The sequence below is a fragment of the Glutamicibacter sp. NPDC088483 genome, from assembly GCF_044753145.1.
Lineage (GTDB): Bacteria > Actinomycetota > Actinomycetes > Actinomycetales > Micrococcaceae > Glutamicibacter.
Genome location: NZ_JBIVMP010000002.1, coordinates 104011 through 124565, shown reverse-complemented (window position 1 = coordinate 124565; position 20555 = coordinate 104011). Strand labels below are relative to the sequence as shown.

16 protein-coding genes and 1 pseudogene are annotated in these 20555 nt (G+C 63.8%); 9 read left to right on the top strand and 8 right to left on the bottom strand.

What is annotated here, in order from left to right:
• Positions 1-33 precede the first annotated feature (33 nt).
• Positions 34-162 (bottom strand): hypothetical protein, encoded by a 129-nt coding sequence (locus ACIP6G_RS04730; RefSeq protein ID WP_286134218.1) that lies wholly within the window; start codon positions 160-162, stop codon positions 34-36.
• A gap of 358 nt (positions 163-520) precedes the next feature.
• Between ACIP6G_RS04730 and ACIP6G_RS04725 the strand changes: the two genes are divergently transcribed.
• Together ACIP6G_RS04725 and ACIP6G_RS04720 are read left to right on the top strand one after the other, a co-directional pair.
• Positions 521-2329, top strand: coding sequence for a glycosyltransferase (locus ACIP6G_RS04725; RefSeq protein ID WP_400288903.1), 1809 nt, complete (start codon positions 521-523; stop codon positions 2327-2329).
• A gap of 78 nt (positions 2330-2407) precedes the next feature.
• Positions 2408-3199 (top strand): CatB-related O-acetyltransferase, encoded by a 792-nt coding sequence (locus ACIP6G_RS04720; RefSeq protein WP_400288901.1) that lies wholly within the window; start codon positions 2408-2410, stop codon positions 3197-3199.
• 78 nt (positions 3200-3277) lie between these two features.
• Here ACIP6G_RS04720 and ACIP6G_RS04715 read toward each other — a convergent pair whose 3' ends face one another.
• Entirely contained in the window at positions 3278-4147 is an 870-nt protein-coding gene (locus tag ACIP6G_RS04715) for a VOC family protein (RefSeq protein ID WP_400288899.1), read from the bottom strand.
• 694 nt (positions 4148-4841) lie between these two features.
• Between ACIP6G_RS04715 and ACIP6G_RS04710 the strand changes: the two genes are divergently transcribed.
• The 5 genes from ACIP6G_RS04710 to ACIP6G_RS04690 all read left to right on the top strand — a co-directional run bounded on the left by ACIP6G_RS04710 (position 4842) and on the right by ACIP6G_RS04690 (position 11706).
• Complete coding sequence (locus ACIP6G_RS04710) at positions 4842-5888, top strand: thermonuclease family protein (protein WP_388021867.1); 1047 nt, start codon at positions 4842-4844, stop codon at positions 5886-5888.
• A 204-nt stretch (positions 5889-6092) separates the two neighbouring features.
• Complete coding sequence (locus ACIP6G_RS04705; RefSeq protein ID WP_400288896.1) at positions 6093-7799, top strand: AMP-binding protein; 1707 nt, start codon at positions 6093-6095, stop codon at positions 7797-7799.
• A 259-nt stretch (positions 7800-8058) separates the two neighbouring features.
• On the top strand, positions 8059-9480 hold the full coding sequence (locus tag ACIP6G_RS04700) for a GntP family permease (RefSeq protein WP_400288895.1): 1422 nt from the start codon (positions 8059-8061) through the stop codon (positions 9478-9480).
• Positions 9481-9505: 25 nt separating this feature from the next.
• Positions 9506-10747, top strand: coding sequence for a CaiB/BaiF CoA transferase family protein (locus tag ACIP6G_RS04695; RefSeq protein ID WP_400288893.1), 1242 nt, complete (start codon positions 9506-9508; stop codon positions 10745-10747).
• Positions 10744-11706 carry a hydroxymethylglutaryl-CoA lyase gene (locus tag ACIP6G_RS04690; protein WP_400288891.1) on the top strand — a complete coding sequence of 321 codons (963 nt, stop codon included), beginning with the start codon at positions 10744-10746 and terminating at the stop codon, positions 11704-11706. The genes ACIP6G_RS04695 and ACIP6G_RS04690 overlap by 4 nt, the downstream gene beginning before the upstream one ends.
• 49 nt (positions 11707-11755) lie before the next feature.
• Here the strand turns inward: ACIP6G_RS04690 and ACIP6G_RS04685 are convergent, their stop codons facing one another.
• Positions 11756-12559 (bottom strand): IclR family transcriptional regulator, encoded by an 804-nt coding sequence (locus ACIP6G_RS04685; RefSeq protein WP_400288889.1) that lies wholly within the window; start codon positions 12557-12559, stop codon positions 11756-11758.
• A 295-nt stretch (positions 12560-12854) separates the two neighbouring features.
• On the opposite strand from ACIP6G_RS04685, the gene ACIP6G_RS04680 reads away from it, so the two are divergent.
• Positions 12855-14567: an AMP-binding protein gene (locus ACIP6G_RS04680; RefSeq protein ID WP_400288888.1), complete on the top strand. Its 1713-nt coding sequence runs from the start codon at positions 12855-12857 to the stop codon at positions 14565-14567.
• Positions 14568-14645: 78 nt separating this feature from the next.
• On the opposite strand, the gene ACIP6G_RS04675 is transcribed toward ACIP6G_RS04680, so the two are convergent.
• The 4 genes from ACIP6G_RS04675 to ACIP6G_RS04660 form a co-directional block, all read right to left on the bottom strand.
• Positions 14646-15839: a hypothetical protein gene (locus tag ACIP6G_RS04675; protein WP_400288886.1), complete on the bottom strand. Its 1194-nt coding sequence runs from the start codon at positions 15837-15839 to the stop codon at positions 14646-14648.
• Between the two features lie 99 nt (positions 15840-15938).
• Complete coding sequence (locus ACIP6G_RS04670) at positions 15939-17162, bottom strand: hypothetical protein (protein ID WP_400288884.1); 1224 nt, start codon at positions 17160-17162, stop codon at positions 15939-15941.
• The gene (gene ffh / locus ACIP6G_RS04665; RefSeq protein ID WP_105661194.1) at positions 17149-18714 is read right to left on the bottom strand and encodes a signal recognition particle protein; all 1566 of its coding nucleotides are present in this window, start codon (positions 18712-18714) and stop codon (positions 17149-17151) included. The genes ACIP6G_RS04670 and ffh overlap by 14 nt, the downstream gene beginning before the upstream one ends.
• A 194-nt stretch (positions 18715-18908) precedes the next feature.
• Positions 18909-19448, bottom strand: coding sequence for a hypothetical protein (locus ACIP6G_RS04660; RefSeq protein WP_400288883.1), 540 nt, complete (start codon positions 19446-19448; stop codon positions 18909-18911).
• 179 nt (positions 19449-19627) lie between these two features.
• Between ACIP6G_RS04660 and ACIP6G_RS04655 the strand changes: the two genes are divergently transcribed.
• Entirely contained in the window at positions 19628-19963 is a 336-nt protein-coding gene (locus ACIP6G_RS04655; protein WP_400289355.1) for a hypothetical protein, read from the top strand.
• A gap of 197 nt (positions 19964-20160) precedes the next feature.
• Here the strand turns inward: ACIP6G_RS04655 and ACIP6G_RS04650 are convergent.
• A pseudogene (locus ACIP6G_RS04650) lies at positions 20161-20484 on the bottom strand (M23 family metallopeptidase); the annotation flags it as partial.
• Between the last annotated feature and the right edge of the window lie 71 nt (positions 20485-20555).

Here is a 20555-nt window from a genome sequence, read left to right as displayed (position 1 = left end):
GCTCGGTGCGCGGGAGCCGGTGCCAATCAGTGGTTATCTGGCAGCTTTGCGCACCGGATCGACAGCGACCTCCGCGTGCTTCAGCCGCTTCTCAGCGCGCTTTTCCTTGATGCTCTTGCCTGGTTTTTTCGCTTCGCCCTTGCGTGGGGATTTGCTCGACATGACGTGCCGTCCTTTACCGGAGACGCGCTGCGCCTCCAACAAGTGTGGGGAGAGTACCCCATAACCTGAACCATAGGAACTTTCGCACCGAAGAGCAAGGGCTGGAGCCTTCCCGGCGATTCTCCCGCGGCGTTCGGCGAGCGCCATGGCGTTTTCGAAGATACGTTCTAATCCACGTTGGCCGCCTCTTCGGCCACTGGGCCTGTCATGCGGTGCAGATCAAGGAAATCGAGACCGACACGACGGCGCCTTCCCAGCGCCCGCCTAGCTTCACCGCGTAGTCTGGAACTTGGCGCGAGGAACTGCATATCTTCGCGCGAAATTAACTTTGCCGTGGTCAAACTAAGGATCATTCTCCGTGGATATCAGGGAACAGCAGCTGGACGCCTACATGGTCACGTGGAAGCTTGAGCGCGAATTCGGCGGGATGACCACGGTCTGCACCCAGCGCGCGGCCGCTTTCGCCCAGCGGCACGGTTCTGCCGCGGTGGTGACCTTCGGCCCCAACGAACAGCTCCCGCAGATCGTTGGGGAACTCGTGGAGCGCGGCAAGCTTTCGCCCAAGGTCCGGGTGCTCAATCCCTACCTCCACCTGGCGGAGCATGACCTGCAGCCGCAGGCCAGCATCCCCCAGCGGAAGGCCGAACCGGCCTGCCTGGACTTCACGGTACGCCAGTCCGTCCACCACCCTGGCCAGGATTCCGCCTTGTTCTGCGAGCACAGCGTTGCAGGCCCCGAAGGCGGGATCAAGAAGACCACGTACTACCGGGCCGATGGCACCGCCTTCTTGTCCGATATGAAGTTCCACGACGGGAAGGCCCGCCGCATCGTTGAGGCTTTTGACCGCAACGGAACCCTGGTGGCCCGCTTCCCCAGCGCGGCGGCTTTCTACCGCCATTGGCTGTCGCAGATCGTCGACCACCCGAACTCCTTGGTGGTCATCGACAGCAAGTACACCGCGGCCATGCTCGCTTCCTGGAAACCGGTGCATGTGCCCAAGGTGTTCGCGTTCCACAGCATCCATGTGGCCAAGGGGCAGGACCTTGCCAGCGGCCAGCTCTCCAAGGGCCACGAACCCATCATCGAAGAACAATCCAACTGGGATGCTTTTGTCTTCCTGACCCACGCCCAGCGCCAGGCCTATGTCGACCGCTTCGGCGCAGCAGACTCGGCATTCGTCATTCCCAACCCGCTGAACCCGTCCACCGTGCAACCTCCGGTGCCGGCACGCAGCTCGACCGACCTCATTGTTGCCGGCTCGCTGACCCCCAACAAGAACGTAGCCGCCGCCCTGGATGTCCTCCACGAGCTGGCCCTTCGCGGCAAGCGGCCAACCCTGCACATTGTGGGCAAGGGCAGCGAACACGCCGCGCTCACCGAACGGGCCGCCGAGCTGGGCCTGCGCGAGTCGGTCATCTTCCATGGCTATTCCGACCAGCTCCCCCGCCACTTCGCTTCCTGCACGGCCCAATTATTCACCTCGACCAACGAGGGCCAGGCGCTGGTCATCCTCGAGGCCCAGGCCCAGGGATGCATCCCGGTGTCCTTCGACATCAACTTCGGCCCAGCCGACAGCATCACCGACGGGCATAACGGCTTCCTGGTCCGCCATGGCGATATCCAGGCCATGGCCGACCGGGTGCAACAGCTCATGGACGATCCCGCCCTGGCCGCCCGGATGTCGCAGCAGGCCCGCACTTTTGCCAGCGAGTACCAAGCTCGCGATCTAGTCTCACTTTGGGAGGACACCATGTCCATAGCCAAGATGCTCAAGAAGCTGGGCGCGAAGAACCGCGTCCCGCATTTCGAAGCAAAACTGCGGGGCGTCGACTTCCCTGACGGCCAGGGATTGCAGGTGCGGGTGGAGCATCGGGCCCACGTCGAAGACCTACCCGAACCGGCAACCTTCGAACTGGTCTTCGTCAATCGGGACAGCAAGGAAGAAATTGCGGCCGTGGCCAGCAGCAGCGTGGACGAGCAGCTGGCGGTCTTCGATGTGGAACCGCAGCTCTTGGGCGAGACCCAGGAACAGGATGCAGCGGTGGACGTGAACCTGCGCCTGCGCGTGGGCAGGGCCATGGAAATGAAGCGCCTGGGTCTGCCCGAATCAATGATCCTGCCGTACTTCACCACGCAGAAGAACCTCTCCTTCCGCCCTAAGCAGTAGCCGGGCAGCAGGTCGCATCCAGCGCGCGTTCGGGACTTGCTGACAATTCTCCAAATCCGGTCCCATAAAGTCGATCGCATGCGAATTCAGATGTCCCAACTGCGGCCGCTGCTCAAAAGCCACCGGATCCTCATGACGGTTCCGGGCATGAAGGATTTCGAGAACACCGGAAGCACCTACAATCCCGAGGCGTGGATCAGCTACCAGGAAGACCTCGCGCTGGATCCCTACACCACCTTCTGGGGAACCAGCGGAACAGCCCTTCCGCGCATGGGCGCGTTCTCCTACACCCATTCAAAGCTCAACAAGGCCATCAGCGTCGGGCGGTTCACCTCGATCGCCAAGGGCGTGACGGTCATGGGAGCCAAGCACCCCCTGGAGTGGGCATCGACCAGCCCGGTGTTCTACAACCAGCGGCTGCTGATGCGCACCTACGCGGCTGATCACGGCGCGGAACTGGGGACGACGAAGTACGGCTACACGCCGGGGAAGATCTCCATCGGCAACGATGTATGGATCGGCGAAAAGGTCACGCTGGGCCATGGGGTCGCCATCGGCGACGGCGCGGTCATCGCCTCGAATTCCGTAGTCACCAGCGACGTCGAGCCGTACACCGTGGTCGGCGGCCTGCCGGCCAAGAAGATCCGCGACCGCTTCGATGCGCCGACCGTCCAGGCCCTCCAGGCATCGCAGTGGTGGCAGTACGCCCCGGAGAACCTGACCCACCTGGACGTGGCCAACCCGGCCGCCTTCGCCCAGCAGGTGCTAGAGCAGGCCGAGGCAGGGAATGTACGGCCATTCCAGACGAGGCCCTTGACCGCCAAGACCATTGCCGAGCACCTGCAGGGCCTGGGCACCGGAACCGGGTGAAGACAGGAAGTGCCCCCGGGCGCTCGCCGCTTCAGCGAGCGCCCGGGGGCAATGAAGCCTCGGTGCGTTGTCTCCGCGTTAGCCTACGGCGACGCGCAGTTCGTTGTTCCAAGGGTCCCGGAAGCGAAGTTCGGCTCCGGTGTGGTGGTTTGCCACCTTGGCGTAGGCCAGCCGCTCGGCGAGCTTGCCCACTTCTTCTTCGGTCGGGACGTTGATCAGCACTTCGCCCAGCCCCAGCGTGTCCTTGCGCGGGCCGGCTCCGCGCGAGTTCCAGACGTTCATGGCCATGTGGTGGTGGTACCCGCCGGCCGAGACGAACAGTGCCTGCTCGCCCAGGGTGGTGGTTTCGTCAAAGCCCAGGGTGCTGACGTAGAACTGGCGGGCGGTTGCGACATCGCCCACCTGCAGGTGCACGTGGCCTACATCCGCGGCGGCCTTGCGCTGTTCGGCAATGGCCTGCTCGGTCAGGTGCTCATTGAGGAACTTGTTCGGATCCAGGTAGATGGTGTCCATGGCCACCTCGCCGCCGCTCCAGCTCCAGGTATCGCGCGGGCGGTCCCAGTACAGCTCGATGCCGTTGCCCTCCGGGTCGGTGAAGTAGAACGCTTCGGATACCAGGTGATCGGAGCTGCCCACGAAGCGGCTCTGGTCGAACTGGGCTGCCGACAGGACGGTCGCAGCCAGATCAGCCTTGGTGTCGAAGAGCAGCGCGGTATGGAACAGGCCCGCTTCGTTGCGCGACGGGAGCTGCAGTCCTGGCGCGTTCTGCAAGTTGACCAGTTCCTGGGTACCGCGGCCCAGGCGGGTGCCTTCGGCTGATTCGGCCAGCACTTCAAGGCCCAGGGCCTTCTGGTAGTACTCGCTCATGATTTTCATGTCGCCGACCTTGAGCTGGACTGCGTTCATGTGGGTGGTGGCCGCTAGTTTGTCTTGCTGGAGTACTGACATGGCAAGCTCCTTTTCCAAGTGCATCGATTCCTTATTGATTAACAGCCTATCGCAAATTACTTGATGCTTCAATGAAATTGGGATGTTCAGCCGATCACAGCGAATTCTGTTCCGGAACCCCGGCTGCACGGAATCCATCCGCGAGGATTGATGAAACCGCGACCCTAGAAGTCCAGCACAAACAGCGACTGACTTCCCTGGCCAAAGAACTCAAAACCAAAAAGGAAGTAGCCCGCGAGCTGCCCGAGGATTCTGGAGGCGGGAATCCGATGGCCGAGCTCCCGCGCATGAACCATCCGCGGGGCAACTTTGCCCGCGAGTCCTAGCCATGCAACCCCAACAAGGAGAAGCCTGGCCCCTAGCAGCGGGACGCGCAGAAGAACGAAGGGCCAAACCGCTAGGCGCACCCTGGTTACCTCCTAGCAAACGACCGGATTCAGATTCGGGCCGGCCTTGCCCCTCAATCTAGGCCAATCAAATCCATGCTGGCAGACACCTGCGAAGCGAAAACACTTGCGGTCATAATAAAAGCTGGTTGCCAATCCAATTGCCAGTTCTTGCAACCAGCATCCGAAAGTCATATGCGTCAAAGAATTTGAATATTCAATAAAAATGCATAACTTGAGAACATCACTAGACTGCCCTGCAAAGCCTTCAGGGCATCCTCACTCGCACAACAAGGAACCAATAAGAATTGAAGAAAACAACTGCATGGATATCCATTGCGCTCACCGGGTCGCTGGTCACTGCAGGAGCCGTCGTCGCGGCCACGCACAATTCAGACAATCACGGAATCGTCACGCGCGTAATTGACGGTGACACCGTAGATATGACCATCGCCGGCAACGAGACGCGGGTGCGCTTGCTGAACATCGACACTCCGGAAACCGTAGACCCAAATAAGGCCGTAGAGTGCTTGGGCCCCGAAGCTTCAGAGCATTTGGAATCATTGCTTCAGCCTGGGGACAAAGTCGACCTGGAGTACGACATCGAACGAGAAGATCGCTACGGCCGCACACTGGCCGCCGTCTACAAGGACGATGAGTTCATCAACAGGTCCATCGCCGCTGCTGGCCTAGGCATCGCCGTGAAGTACGAGCCGAACACCAAATTCTACAACGAGGTGCTCGAAGGGCAGAACGAAGCCGAAAAACGCACCTCTGGCCTATTCAGTCCGGAAGTATCTTGCACAATCGCCTCGCAAGCCAGTAATGCAATCTACGCGCTCAATCAGGTTCCAGACGAAGCCGCCACGGCCATCGACGAAGCCGAGTCCTTGGCGGGAGAAGCTGCAGCCGCCGTGGCAGCAGGTCTCGCGACCAGCAAGGCACTCAAGTCCATAACTCCCAGCTCCCACCCAGTTACGGCGGCCCTGCTCGCAAGTTCATTCAAGGACGCGGTTGGCACCCTCGAGCACTCAATCAAAGAAACCCAGAAGCTAGAAGACAAGCATTCTGAGCGCCGCAATGAGCTCATCAAGGAAGAAAAAGAACGCAAGAAAAAAGAGGCCGCAGCTAAAGCCAAACGCGAGGCCGAAGCCAAGCGCAAAGCTGAAGAAATTGCGGAACGTCAGGCCGCGCAACGCGCGGCCGAACGTCAAGCCGCAGAGCGACAGGCCACATCGCAACCAAGGGCCACTACGCCACGACGCAGTACGCCAATACAGCCTTCGGTACCTAAAAATTACAATGGCCCACGCTGCTACGCACCAGGGGGAAAAACATGGAAGCCCTGTGGTTAGCTCATCAGGACTGCTAAGCGACAGCTAGTAATTCAAAGCCGGCCGAGCCTCGCGCATTCCAGTATTGCGCGGGGCTCGTCCATTTATTCAGGTCAAGTACCAGCACGCTTCCTCTTCCACTCGCTAGGACTTCCAAGTATATTGACTGGTGATCCACCTCACCTTGGGTTTTGGTGGTTTACCCAGAGCTACGGAAGGTTAGTTGTGAGCGTTACCGAAGAATTCAGAGCAGCCCGTGACCGTCTCCTGGAGCTAAGGGAGGATTACCACCAGGCTCGCGCCGAGTTCGCATGGCCGGAATTCACCGAGTTCAATTTCGGCTTCGACTGGTTCGACCACGTCGCCCGGGATCCGCAGCGCTCCGAGCGCCCAGCACTGGTCATCGCCGAATCCGACGGCAGCTGCACCCAGCGGACCTGGGCAGAACTATCAACCCGGTCCACCCAACTTGCGCGCTGGCTCAGCGACCAGGGTATCAAGCGCGGGGATTCAATCGCCATCATGCTGGGCAACCAGGTCGAGCTTTGGGAATCGATGCTGGCAGGCATCAAGCTGGGTGCGGTCATGGTCCCCTGCACCACGCAGCTGACGCCCACCGATCTGGCCGACCGCATTGCCCGCGGCCATATCCAATGGGTCGTCACCAACGAGGGCGAAATCCCCAAGTTCGAATCGGTGCCGGGCGATTACACGCTGATCCAGATCGGCGGGCAGCCACCGGCTGGCATCCTCGACTACTCCCAGTCATCCTCGGCAGAAGCGGCCTTCGCCCTGGAGCCCCCGACCCGCGCCGATGAAACGCTGCTGCGCTATTTCACTTCCGGCACCACCTCAAAGGCCAAGCTGGTCGAGCATACGCATACCTCGTATCCGGTCGGGCACTTGAGCACGATGTTCTGGATCGGCCTCGAACCAGGCGATGTCCACCTGAACGTCGCCTCGCCGGGCTGGGCAAAGCACGCGTGGTCCAACTTCTTCACCCCGTGGATCGCCGAAGCGACGGTCTTCATCTACAACTACGACCGCTTCGACCCAGTGACCCTGATGACCCAGATGGACGCCCAGCAGGTCACCAGCTTCTGCGCGCCGCCGACCGTCTGGCGCCTGCTCATCCAGGCCGACCTCGGCGCACTGGAGCATCCGCCGCAGAAACTGGTCTCGGCCGGCGAGCCGCTGAATGCAGAGGTCATCGACCAGGTCCACAAGGCCTGGGGGCATGTGATCCGCGACGGGTTCGGGCAGACCGAAACCACGGTGCAGATCGCCAATCCCCCGGCGGAGCCCATCACCATCGGCGCCATGGGACGCCCGATGCCCGGCTACGAGATCGTGCTGCGCGATCCGGCCACCGGGGAAGAAGGCGATGTGGGCGAGATCTGCCTGGTCACCGCCCAGCGCCCGCTGGGTCTGATGAAGGGCTATTTCGAGAACGAGGAAAAGACCAATGAGGTCTTCCGGGACGGGGTCTACCACACCGGGGATATCGCCGAGCGGGACGAACGCGGCGTCCTGACCTATGTGGGGCGCGCCGATGACGTCTTCAAATCCAGCGACTACAAGATCAGCCCTTTCGAACTCGAATCGGTTCTGATTGAGCATCCGGGCGTGGCCGAAGCGGCCGTCGTTCCAGCACCGGATGAGCTGCGGCTGACGGTGCCCAAGGCCTACATCGTCGCTTCCGGCGGGCATGAGCCCGGACCGGAATTGGCCGAATCGATCCTGGCGTACTGCCGCGAGCACCTTTCGGCTTTCAAGCGCATCCGCCGGCTGGAATTCGCGGACCTGCCCAAGACGATCTCGGGCAAGATCCGCCGGGTGGAGCTGCGCCAGGCCGAAGAGGACCGGCACCGCGCCGGCGCCCCGGCGGGCACCGAATACAGGGACACCGACTTCCCGAATCTCAAGGGGTAGAGACCTCGAGCATCCAGGGCGCTTTCCGGACATGGCTTCGGCAGGCGCCCTGGATTTTCCTCTTCCCTCGAAACGTCCGCCAGCCCATCGCTACTCCCCTTCCTCGCGTCAAGCCGCCCGGGCTCGCTTCGGGTTTATTTCCAGAGGTTTCCCGCTTAAGAAGCCAATAGTTTACATCGTGAGCTGACACTCATACTATGAGTTCTCATGCCGTGGCTTATGTCACACTGCTCCCCGATTCCTCTAGAACGGATCCAACATGTCCGATATCGCGATTCTGATAAATACCGCGGTGGCCGTGCTTGCCGCCGTGGTGCTTATCGTGAGATTCAAGGTCAACCCAGTCATCGCCTTGGTCATTGGCTCGCTCTACCTGGGCCTATCCACCGGCTTGGGAGTCACCAAGACCATCGAGACCATCACCCAGGGTTTCGGCGACATCATGGTGGAAGTCGGACTGCTGGTGGCTTTCGGCGTGCTGATGGGTTCCATCCTCAATGAGACCGGCGCCATCCGCCGCCTGGTCGAGCACCTGCTGAACACCTTCGGCCCCAAACGGCTGCCATACACCATGGCGTTGGCTGTCAGTACCGCGCTGCAGACCATTTTCCTCGATGTGCTGCTGGTCATCGCGGCCCCCTTGGCCCGGCGCATGGCGCCGAAAATCGGCAAGCACGGAACCGCGCGCATTGCCACGGCCATGGCCATCGCCGGCGAGGTCGGCATCGTCCTCATGGTCCCTGGCGTCGGCGCCGTCGCCTTGGCCGGCATGCTTGAAGTTCCCCTGGGCAAGATGCTGATCTTCGGCCTGCTGGTCGTCGTGCCCACGGTCTTGATTTCCGTCGCCATCATGTCCTTCTTCTTCGACCGCGGCTTCTGGAAAGCCGAGAGCGATGAGCAGCTGCTGGAGCAAGACGAGCCGACACCGGGAACCCGCAAGCTGGAGCGCGGCGAAGGAACCGGCCAGGATGCGGCACGCACCGGCAACGCCGGAACAGCCACCGCGGCCACCGCGGTGCAGACCGGGCAGCGCCGCGAGGCGCCCCTGTTCCTGCTCTTCCTGCCGCTGCTCGCATCCTTGCTGCTCATCGCCAGCGGCGCGCTGGCCGAAATCCTCGGCTATGAGGCCAGCTGGATCCAGCTGGTCGGCAATCCGGTAGTTGCCCTGCTCATCGGCCTGGTCGGAACGATTGCCGTGGCACGCTTCACCATCGGCCAGAAGGCGATTGACCGCGGCGTGGCCAGCGGGTTCAGGGAAAGCGGGCAGATCCTGCTGCTGACCGGTGTCGGCGGCTCCTTGGCAGCCACGGTTTCCACGGCTGGATTGGGCGACATCATGGGCCAGTTCTTCTCGGCCAGCACCGTTGCACCACTGGTAGTGGTCTGGGGCATCGCGGCCCTGCTTCACATTGCCGTTGGCTCGGTGACCCTTTCCGGGATTACTGCGGCAAGCCTCTTGGCACCCATCGCCCCGAGCCTGGGCATCGACCCGGTGCTCATCGCGTTGGCGGCAGGTTCCGGAGCGCTGTTCATGGTCCATGTCACCTCGAACACCTTCTGGCTCCTGCAGTCGTTGTTCGGGCAGACCGTGCGCGGTGCGCTGAAGACCGTCAGCGTAGGCGTCTCGGTCGCATCCATCGTGGCCCTTGGAATGGTCATGATCCTCAACCTCTTCATTTAGCGCGACAGCAAAGGAACGGCAGAACATGTCAGAGCACATCACCCCATTGAAGGGTGTCCGCGTTCTCGAATTGGGCAATTACATTGCCGCCCCCACTGCAGGCCGGCTCCTGGCGGACTTCGGCGCCGAGGTCATCAAGGTGGAACGCCCGGGAACCGGGGACGAGCTGCGAAATTGGCGGCTCAAGAAGGGCAGCGTCTCGATGCTGTACCGGACGATCAACCGCAACAAGAAGTCCATCGTCCTGGACCTGCGCAGCGACGCCGGCCGGGAGGCCGTGCTGGAACTGGCCAAGCACTGCGATGTGCTGCTGGAAAACTTCCGTCCGGGCACCTTGGAGAAGTGGGGCCTGGGCCCCGAAGAACTCAGCGCCGTGAATCCGGACCTGGTGATCACCCGCATCTCGGCCTTCGGCCAGACCGGGCCGCTCTCCGAGCGCCCAGGCTTTGCCGCCGTGGCCGAGGCCTTCAGCGGCTTCCGCAATCTGGTGGGCGATCCGGATCGCGCGCCGGTTCGTGTCGGCGTATCGATTGGCGATTCCATTGCCGGACTGTACGCCGCGTTCGGCGCGGTGATGGCGCTCTACCAGCGGGAGATGGCGCGCGGGGAAAAGGCCTCCCTCGGGCTGGACCATCGCGTGATCGATGTGGCGCTGCACGAGGCGATGTTCTCCATGATGGAATCTTTGCTCCCTGACCACGGCGCCTACGGCGAAACCCGGACCCGCACCGGTGGACGCATGGAAGGCATTGCGCCATCCAATGCCTATGTCTGCGCCGATGGGGCCAGCATTGTGGTCGCCGGAAACGGTGACGGGATCTACCGCCGCTACATGGAAGCCATCGGCAGGCCGGAGCTCGGGGCCGATCCGCGGCTGCAGGGCAATGCCCAGCGTTGGGAGGCAAGGGAAATGCTGGATGCCGCCATTGGCCAGTGGGCCGCAGGCGTGGATTCGAGCACGGCCCTGGCCATCCTCGATGCGGCAGGAGTTCCTGCCGGCCCGATCTACACCGCCAAGGACATTGCCAACGAGCCGCAATACATCTCCCGGAACATGATCCAGCATCTGGATGTCTCCACCGGAGAAGAAACCTTGCAAGGTGTCGGCTTCCCCGGCATCGTGCCGGTCATGGGAGGCACCTCGCTGCCCATTCGGAACCTCGGCCCCGACCTCGGGGAGCATACCGAACAGGTATTGGGCGGATTGCTGGGAATGACCGATGCGCAAATCGCGCAAGCCTCGGCTGGCGAAAGGAATATCGCGTGAGCTACTCATTCACCCCCGCAGCCGCGTTGCGCGACGTCACGCTGCGTGACGGGCTGCAGCTGACCGGGAAGCTGCTGAGCACCCCGGAGAAAATCAGGACCGTGCGCGAGTTGATCCGGCTCGGAGTACAGGAAATCGAGCTCGGCTCCATGGCGCGTGCCGACCTGGTGCCGCCCATGGCCAATACCCTCGATGTTGCCCGGGGGCTGCGCCCCGACGAGCTGGAACGCTGCTGGATCTGGGTGGCGACCCCGGGGCATGTGGCCAAGGCGGCCAAGGCGGGCCTCCGGAACTTCCAGTATTGCCTCTCTGTTTCTGATGCGCACAACCAGGCGAACATCGGGCGCAGCACGGAGGCGAGCCTCGCCGCCCTGCCAGAAGCCGTGCGCTATGCCCAGGAAGCCGGCGGGCGCATCCAGCTGTGCCTGGCCACCTCGTTCACCTGCCCTTTCGAGGGGCAGGTCCCCGCCGAGCGCGTGCTGGAGATCGCCAATGATCCACGGGCCGAGGGCACCTGCGACATCGTCATCTGCGACACCCTGGGCCAAGCAGTTCCGGCACAGGTCGCCTCGCTCATTTCCAGGGTGCGCGGCGAAACCCCGCAACGGCGCATCGTGTTCCACGGCCACGATACCTGGGGGCTGGGTGTTGCCAATACGCTGGCAGCCATTTCGGCAGGAGCCACCCTGGTTGATGGAGCGCTCGGCGGCTTGGGAGGCTGTCCCTTCGCCCCCGGGGCCAGCGGGAACACGTCCAGCGAGGACATCCTGTTCGCCACCCAGCCGCCATGGCTCACGCCGCAGCGCTTTGCCGGGCTCGTCGGGCTCTCCGAATCCTTGCTGCAGGAGCTGGGCGAGCCGAACCGTTCCAAGTCGGCCCAGGGGGCGCGTTCCAAGGCAGAAGCCTTTGCCTGGGTGATCCCCTCTGATGCCACGCCGGATTGCGGAACGAGCCTCTAGTGCCGCTGCTGCCTGGTGCCGCCGCGGCCCTCGGACCGGGCGGGCGGCGCTAGGCGGAAGGCCGGTGGGTTTCGCCCGGGAAGCGTCCGCCGATCAGCCGGGTCATCCGTTCAGCAGTGTCCAGCAACGGTTCGATCCAGCTCTGGCAGATCTCCCGCGGCATGCGCAGGGTGGGTCCGCTGATGGTCACCGCCGCCACTAGGCCCGCCGCGGAATCGAACACCGGTGCGGACAGTCCCGAGGCCCCGCTTTCACGCTCCCCCGTGGTGATCGCGAAGCCATCGGCGCGGGTCTGCTGAACCGCTTTCTCCAGGCTGGCCATGCCGGTAATCGTGGCATCGGTCAACGGCTGCAGCTGTGATTCCTGCAACCGCTGCATGAGCTCGGGCTTCCAGGCCAGCAGCACGCGGCCGGCAGATCCGGCATGCAATGGGGCGAGCTCACCCAGGTGCATTTCCCTGCGCAGCGCGTGGCGAGTTTCGGCAATGCCCACGCACACGCGGAATTGCTGCTCGGCACGGAAGAGGCAGGCTGTTTCCCCGGTGAAGTCGCGCAGTTCGCGCAACGACGGGCTGATGACGTCCAGCACTTCCCGCCCCCGGGTCGCCGGCGCGGCCCAGTAGGCCATTTTCATCCCGATGCGGAAGCCGTCATCCTCGCGGTCCAAGAAACCCTGCCCCACCAAATTCGCGACAAGACGCTGCACCGTGGAGGCAGGCAAATCCGTTGCTTCACGGATATCGGCCAAGTTCATCACCGGCTGGCGCAGTGAAAAGGAATCGAGGATGGAACTGATTTTTCCCAAGACCAACAGGGGGTTGTGCTTCTTGGCGGGGGTCTCTTCCTTTGGCATAGTCCAGACGCTAGACCATCGGCATCTGCGAGTCCAGTTGCCTGCCCGGCACTGCTCTCAGGATCCATGGCCAGCCCGCCACCGTCAGCATCCCCGCCAACGGGTTCAGCCGGATCGGGCATTCGGTCACTATGCATGCCCGCACAGGAAGCTAGTGGACAAAATTCGTGAACTTCAGCACCTGCACCACGCATGGTGACGCAACAATTCGCCAGAACTGTGCACTGAAGTATATTGAATCCTGAAGACCGAAGAATTCTGTCGGGCGCAGGCGCCCATCACGCAAAGGACCCCCATGGGCAATACCGAGAAGTTCCGCGCAGCACGCGATCTGCTGCTGGCAGCACGCGATGACTACGACCGGGCTCGGGCAGAGTTCACGTGGCCGGAATTCACCGATTTCAACTTCGCCTACGACTGGTTCGACGAGGTAGCCAAGGACCCGGCGCGGGCCAATGAGCCGGCACTGATCCTCACTGAACCCGATGGCAGCTCGGCACGCTACAGCTGGGCCGAACTTTCGCGCCGCTCCACCCAGGTGGCCCGCTGGCTTTCCGACGAGGGCCTGCAGCGCGGCGATACCATCATCGTCATGCTGGGCAACGAGGTGGCCCTCTGGGAAGTGATGCTGGCCGGCATGAAGCTCGGCGCGGTCATCATCCCGACCACCACGCAGCTGGTCAGCGCGGACCTCGCCGACCGCATCGAGCGCGGCAACGCGAACTGGGTGATCACCAGCCATGACCAGGTCGCCAAATTCGAAGCAGTCCCCGGGGACTACCGGATCGTGCAGGTGCGCGGGCAGGCCGCCGAAGGGACCTTGCACTATGCCAAGTCCCACGACGCACCGGCCGAATTCCGCCTGGACTCCCCGACCCTGGCCGATGAGAACATGCTGCTCTACTTCACCTCGGGCACCACCTCGTTGGCGAAGCTGGTCCAGCACACCCATACCTCGTACACCATCGGCCACCTGGCAACCATGTTCTGGATCGGCCTGGAACCAGGCGATGTCCATCTGAATGTGGCGTCCCCCGGGTGGGGCAAGCACGCCTGGTCGAATTTCTTCGGCCCGTGGATCGCCGAAGCGACGGTCTTCGTCTACAACTACGAGCGCTTTGATCCGCTGGCGCTGATGAACCAGATGGATACGGAGAAGGTCACCAGCTTCTGCGCACCGCCCACCGTCTGGCGCTACCTGATCCAGGCGGACTTAGGCAGCTTGCAGACTCCCCCGCGCAAGCTGGTCTCTGCCGGCGAGCCATTGAACGCCGAGGTCATCGACCAGGTGCGCACCGCGTGGGGGCAGGTGATCCGTGATGGCTACGGGCAGACCGAGACCACCGTGCAGATTGCCAATTCGCCGGGCACCGAGGTGAAGGTCGGCGCGATGGGCCGCCCGATGCCGGGCTACGCGGTGGAGCTGCGCAATCCGACCACCGGGCAACTGGCCGAAATCGGGGAAATCTGCCTGCGCCTGGATCCCCGGCCTGCCGGCTTGATGAAGGGCTATTTCGCCGATCCGGAGAAAACCGCCGAGGCGCTGCGTGGCGGCGTGTACCACACGGGAGATATCGCCGAACGCGATGATGAAGGCGTCTTGACCTACGTGGGGCGTGCCGACGACATCTTCAAATCCAGCGACTACAAGCTCAGCCCCTTCGAACTGGAGTCAGTGGTCCTGGAGCATCCCGCGGTGGCCGAGGTGGCGGTGGTGCCTTCGCCGGACCCGCTGAAGCTCTCGGTGCCCAAGGCCTTTGTGGTGCTGGCCTCGCACGTCGAGCCCGGCGCGGAGGTCGCCAAGGACATCCTCGGCTTCTGCCGCGAGCACCTGGCTCCGTACAAGCGGATCCGGCGGCTCGAATTCACCGCGCTGCCCAAAACCATTTCAGGCAAGATCCGCCGCGTGGAGCTGCGCCTTGCCGAGGAAGAGCAGCATGCGGCCGGCACGACCCCGAGCGGCGAGTACCGGGATACCGACTTCCCTGAGCTGAAGGAACGCGGCTAGGAACGACAAGCAGAAGACAGCCCGGCGGGAAGCGGATCCAGCCTTCCCGCCGGGCTGTTCTTTGGACGCGGTGAGCGCCTAGCGCTTGTTCTTGGCCTTCAGCGCATCGACGATGCCCTTGCCCAGATAGAAGGCGCCATCGGCGTACCAGGCCAGCATCAGCAGCTGGCGCGCCGGCTTGGGCAGCCAGGCGAACTTGCCGCTCTTGGCCAGGACCAGGTGCGCTGCCGCGCCGGAGGCCAGTACGGCGGCACTCGAACCCATCAGCGCTTTCGGATTCCAGTTGTGGCGGTACAGCAGCCGTTCCAGTCCCTTGGCCTCGCGCTCCTGCTCAGCCAGTGCGGACTTCAAGGTCTTGAACGGGCCGCCGGTGGCAATGACCCTGCGGTCTTCGGGCAGCGGGCGGCCGGTGAGGTAATCGATGCTGCGCGGGTCGAAGCCGAAGAGCGAGACCAGGCGCTTCATGTCCTTCAGGTCCCCGCTGCTGCACAGCAGCTGCTGGGCCTCGGCGCGGTCGGCCGGATCCGAAATCAGCTGCTCGATGATCTGCATTTCTTCTTCGTCCCACCCATTGAGCAAGCTGTTGAGCTCATCGAGGCGCTCCGCTGCCGGCGAGCCGGCTTCCGGTTCCAGGATTGCCGTGCGTTCCAGGTCCACTACCATGGACACCGAGGAACCGAACATGGTCCGGCGTGGGCCCTTGGCCTCGATGGTTGCGGTAATGGCATTGCCGGTACGGTCCAAGCACAGGTACGGGCGGTTCGAGCGCGAGATGCTCGGGGCATAGACCGGTTCCTTGGGCATGGCCATCAGGCCGGATGCATTTTCCCAAACGGTGATCTCGTTCTCGGCAAAGCCGGCTGCCAGCACCAGTTCGGACCCCTTGAGCTTTGGCCCGTGCAGCAGCTCGTTGGTGCCGCCGTACTCGCCGAGCTGCTCGTCATCCGGGTTGGGGCCGTCAATTTCGTCCCCGTCCACCAGTACGTAGTCGGCCCCGGTGGAGTTCTTCAGCTCGTGGACCAGTTTGGTCACGCGCGAGCCTTCGCGCAGCTTGCCCTTGGCATCGATGCGGTAGAGCACCGCATCGCGGGCTTCGCTCACCGTGGCCACCTCGGCGGCTACTTCAGTGGAGTTCTCGCGCTCAACAGCTCCGCCGATGAAACCCAGCAGGCGGCGATCGGCCAGCGCGGTGCGTACCAGTTGTGCAGATTCAGGCTTGTCGCCCATGAAAATGAACTCTAGGTTGAGGTAGTTGAACCCGGTTGAATCCACGAAAAGTAACCCCTTTGGTTAATTGGATATGGCGATAAGTCAATCATAGGCGGTAACCCGTGCTGTCCTGGCAGACAGCGCCCGGGCGGTGGCCTGGCGCTAGCGCCGGCGCCGGGCGCGGAACCAGCGGACCGCGCCGAGGACGGTATTCCCGGTGGCATCAACATAGCCGAGCACCAGCAGCAGCACGATTACCCAGGGCGGCGCCCAGGGCTGCTGCCAATGGGTGGCCGCAAGCACCAGCGAGAAGACCAGGGCCTCGATGAGCCCCAGCGCCAGCTGCGCGGCGGGTTTCCACGACAACGTGTTGTACCATCGCGGCCTGGCACCGGAGGTGCGGGATTCGGCGATCAGTGCACGGCCCACTGCCCGGGCCATTGACACCGGTTCGATCCATCGCGCGCCCTCGGGAAGATCGGCGTCGTCCAGATAGCGGGCCAGGACCGGTGGATGCCCGAAGGTCTCCAGCACCCGCTGGGCCGACTGCAGGCTGCCGGTGCCCACCAGCGCCTGCTTGAGCCGCTCGATGTGCTCGGCGCCGACCACAAGCCCGGCCAGCTCGTCGAGTTCCTGGCCATCCACGCTGTCCTGGTTGGCGATCAGCCAGTCCAGTTCGCGCCGGGCGGGTGTGGAGGCCTGAGGCCAGAAGGCGGGGCTGGCCGCGACCGGCCAGATGTGCACCCAGGCCGGGTGCCCGCCGAGCTTGGCCGGCTGCTTGTCGAACCAGAAGCTCGCGGTGAAGCGCGCGCCGGTGCGGCTGAGCATGATCGCCGGATGCTGGCTGGCAGCCAGCACGCCGCCCACCAGGCAGCCTTCGTGCACGGCCACGGCCGCGCCGGCGGATTCCGGCGGCAGGAGCTGCCAGCTGGTTTTGCTCGCGGCGGCCCACACCCCCATGTCCGGCTCGTTCAGCGCGCCGATGGCCACGGTCCGCCCCGGCGGCATGGCATCGAGCCGCGGATCCTCGATGGGCTCCCCGGTTTGCACCTCGGCGTCGTCCTGGTCGATGTACAGCGCACCGGTGCCCAGCTTCAGCGCCAGCGCGAAGTCCTCGACCTGCTGGCCCAGCCTGATGGCGCCCGCGGGGCCAGCGAGCAGCAAGAGCCCCTCGTGGTTCACCGCCAGACTGGCCTCGATCATCGCCAGCCCGTTCCAGGGCACCGGCACGGAGACCAGCGAGATCACGTCGCGGGCGGCCAGCAGCTCGCGGACCTTGGCTTCGGCCTGCTGCGCCTGGGGTTCTTCGAAGAAAAGAGTCAGGGCGGCGACCAGCGTGTGCTCCTGGTCGCCGCCCTGCAAGGACTGGTTGCTACTTGTTGCCAAGGTACTTTTCGAAGCCCGCCGGCAGGTTCAGGCTCGAAGGGTCGAAGTCCTGGTTGGCGCCCTGCCCGAAGGCGGCACCGCTCGGGGCGGCGGCCTTCTTGTTCTTGGCCTCCAGCTCGGCCTGCGCGGCCTTGGCCGGGTTGCCGAACTTCTGCTGCTTCTTGCCCTTGCCCTTGGCCTTCGCCTTGCGGGCAGCACCCTTGCCGGCCCCCGGCATGCCCGGGATGCCGCCGCCGGCAGCCATCTTCTTCATCATCTTCTGCGCTTCGGCGAAACGCTCCAGCATCTGGTTCACCTCGGAGACCGAAACGCCCGAGCCCTTGGCAATTCGCGCGCGGCGCGAGCCGTTGATGATCTTCGGAGCCACACGCTCGTGCTGGGTCATCGAACGGACGATGGCCTCAACGCGGTCGATCTGGCGTTCGTCGAACTGCTCGAGCTGCTGGCGGGAGATCTGCGCGCCGGGCATCATGCCCAGCAGCTTCTTCATCGAGCCCATCTTCTTGATCTGGGCCATCTGGGCCAGGAAGTCGTCCAGGGTGAAGTCTTCCTGGTCGGCGAATTTCTTCGCCATGCGCTCGGCTTCGGTCTTGTCCCAGTTCTTCTCGGCCTGCTCGATGAGCGTCATCACATCGCCCATGTCCAGGATGCGCGAAGCCATGCGGTCCGGGTGGAAGATCTCGAAGTCGTCCAGGTTCTCGCCGGTGGAGGCGAACATGACCGGCTTGCCGGTGACCGAGGCGACCGACAGCGCGGCACCGCCGCGGGCATCGCCATCGAGCTTGGAGAGCACGACACCGGTGAAGTCGACGCCCTCGTGGAAGGCCTGGGCGGTGTTGACCGCGTCCTGGCCGATCATCGCGTCGATGACGAAGAGGACTTCATCCGGGTTGATGGCGGCGCGGATGTTCGCGGCCTGGGCCATCATCTCGGTGTCCACGCCCAAGCGGCCGGCGGTATCGACAATCACGATGTCGTGCAGCTTGGCCTTGGCCTCGGCCACGCCGTCGCGGGCTACCGCTACCGGGTCGCCGGTGGCGGTGTCGAATTCCGAGGAGACGCCCGGGTGCGGTGCGTAGACCGGCACCCCGGCACGCTCGCCGTTGATCTGCAGCTGCTTGACGGCGTTGGGGCGCTGGAGGTCGCAGGCCACCAGCAACGGGGTGTGGCCCTCGGACTTCAGATGCTTGGCCAGCTTGCCGGCCAGGGTGGTCTTGCCGGCACCCTGAAGGCCGGCGAGCATAATCACCGTCGGCGGGTTCTTGGCCAGGTTCAGGCGGCGGGTCTCCCCGCCCAGGATGCCAACGAGTTCCTCGTTGACGATCTTGACGACCTGCTGGCCCGGGTTCAGCGACTCGGAGACCTCGGCACCCAGAGCGCGTTCCTTCACCTGGGCCACGAAGCCGCGGACCACCGGTACGGCAACGTCGGCGTCAAGCAGGGCGCGGCGGATCTCGCGTGCGGTACCGTCGATATCCGCTTCAGTCAGGCGGCCCTTGCCGCGCAGGTTCTTGAAGGTTGCTGTCAGGCGATCGGAAAGTGAATTAAACACGTGCCGGGCACTTCTTTCGATAGGTCTTGTGGTGTGCATTGGAAAATCGCACAGGACTCAACTCCCAAGAATATCAATAATCGGGCGCTGGACTAACCAGCTGTGCAGCGTTTCACCAGTTGTCTCTTCCCCGGCGCCACGCTGCTCCCGCCCAAAGGGACGGGAGCAGCATCAAGGAACCGGGCAGCCAAGGACTACGGCTTGGCCTCGCTGGCAGGTGGTGCGGCCGCTGCCGGCGCCTGCGGGAGCTTGGCCGGGGCAGCTGCTTCGGGCTTCACCGCCGCCGTTGCCTTCGGCTTGGCCGGTGCCGGAGCAGCTTTCTGCACTGCCGGCGCTGCAATGGCAGGCGTGGGCTTCGGCTTGGGCAGGGTTGCGACCGGCGCCTTGGCGATCTGCTTCACGGGTGCTGCAACTTTAGGCTTGGCCGGGGCCGCGGCCTTGGGCTTCGCTGGCGGCTTGGCCTGCTTTTTCGCAGCCGGTGCGGCGACAGCAGGCTTGGGCTTGGGCTTCTCAGCCGGTACTTCCTTCGCGGCCGGCTTTTTCGCAGCAGTGGACTTGGCCGGTGGCAGGGCCTTGGCCACTGGCGGTTTCTTCTCCGGCTCTCCTGCTTGCAAGTCCACGGTCTTGGGTTGGGCTGCACCTATTTGACGCTCGACGCGGGCAGCAGGGTCCGTGGGATCCTCGCTGGCTGGAGCATCCTTACCGCCTGGGTCCTGGTCCTCCCGGGGGTTCAACGCCTGTTTCCTCGCTGGGTCCAGGCACTTGGGTTGGTTCAGAGGTTGGCGTGGAGTTGGTCGATTCCGATGCTTCCGGGACGCTATCCGGAGCTGATGGCGCCACGCTGGAAGGTAGTGCCGAATGACTTGGCGACGCGGTCGGCGCCGTCGACGGGCTCGGCTCAGCAACTGGTGCAGTGCTGGGCGTCGGCGCTACGCTCGGCGCGCTCGGCTTGGCCGAAACGGGTGCTGGTGACGCTGATGCAGATGGCGTGGCCTTCGGGCTTCCGGTATTCAACTTTTGTGGCGGCTCGGGTGTCTTGCTCGGCTTAGGCGTCTTGCTCGGCTCTGGTGCCGGGTGCGCGGGACGCGGGGTCGGGCGGAGTTTGCCGGATTCCTTTTTCGGCTGGGCCTTCGGCTTGGCTGGCGCGGCTGGTTTCTTCTTGCTCGCCGCTGGCCGCTGGAGCGGATCCGCGTGGGAGTGCCTCGTGGTCTTCGGCGGCGCTGGATGTTCCGTTCGGGCCGATCCGTGATGCCTGGCCGCCCCGGCGTACTGCCCGCTTCTTCCTGTTGCCGGTTGATGGCGCATCGCACTGCCGGCATCGACTGCAAATTGCGTCGAAGCGAACAATGCCTGGCGTTGCCCGCCGCCTGAAGGAAGGTAGTTGCGCGGATTATGCCATTGGCCATTGACGATGACCTCGAAGTGCACATGGCACCCCGTGGAGTTGCCGGTGGTCCCGGCCAGGGCGATGATCTGGCCTTGGACAACAAGCTCGCCCACTCTGACGAGCAAGAGCGAATTGTGGCTGTATCCGGTCTGCACCTCATGCCCGTGGTCAATGGTGACGCGCTGACCCGAATGCCCGGCCCAGCCCGCGACGACCACCCGGCCCGACTCGCTGGCGCGCACGGGCGAACCGCAGGAAATTGGATAATCCTGGCCGATATGGATTTGGCGGCCGAACCCGGTCGGGTTGAACCTCCAACCGTACGGACTGGAAATCCGGCGGGTGGCCACTGGATGCTCCAAGAGCAGACCAGGGCTCAGCATTGCCGGACGAATGCCCTGGTTGGCAGCTAGCGGCGCGGGCTGTGCCAGCGCTCCAGGGCTTGTCTTTGCTG

What these genes read in the sequence shown, in the direction of transcription:
- ACIP6G_RS04730 (WP_286134218.1), bottom strand. Translation starts at nt 162, where the DNA reads ATGTCGAGCAAATCCCCACGCAAGGGCGAAGCGAAAAAACCAGGCAAG.
- ACIP6G_RS04720 (WP_400288901.1), top strand. Translation starts at nt 2,408, where the DNA reads ATGCGAATTCAGATGTCCCAACTGCGGCCGCTGCTCAAAAGCCACCGG.
- ACIP6G_RS04715 (WP_400288899.1), bottom strand. Translation starts at nt 4,147, where the DNA reads ATGTCAGTACTCCAGCAAGACAAACTAGCGGCCACCACCCACATGAAC.
- ACIP6G_RS04700 (WP_400288895.1), top strand. Translation starts at nt 8,059, where the DNA reads ATGTCCGATATCGCGATTCTGATAAATACCGCGGTGGCCGTGCTTGCC.
- ACIP6G_RS04695 (WP_400288893.1), top strand. Translation starts at nt 9,506, where the DNA reads ATGTCAGAGCACATCACCCCATTGAAGGGTGTCCGCGTTCTCGAATTG.
- ACIP6G_RS04685 (WP_400288889.1), bottom strand. Translation starts at nt 12,559, where the DNA reads ATGCCAAAGGAAGAGACCCCCGCCAAGAAGCACAACCCCCTGTTGGTC.
- ACIP6G_RS04680 (WP_400288888.1), top strand. Translation starts at nt 12,855, where the DNA reads ATGGGCAATACCGAGAAGTTCCGCGCAGCACGCGATCTGCTGCTGGCA.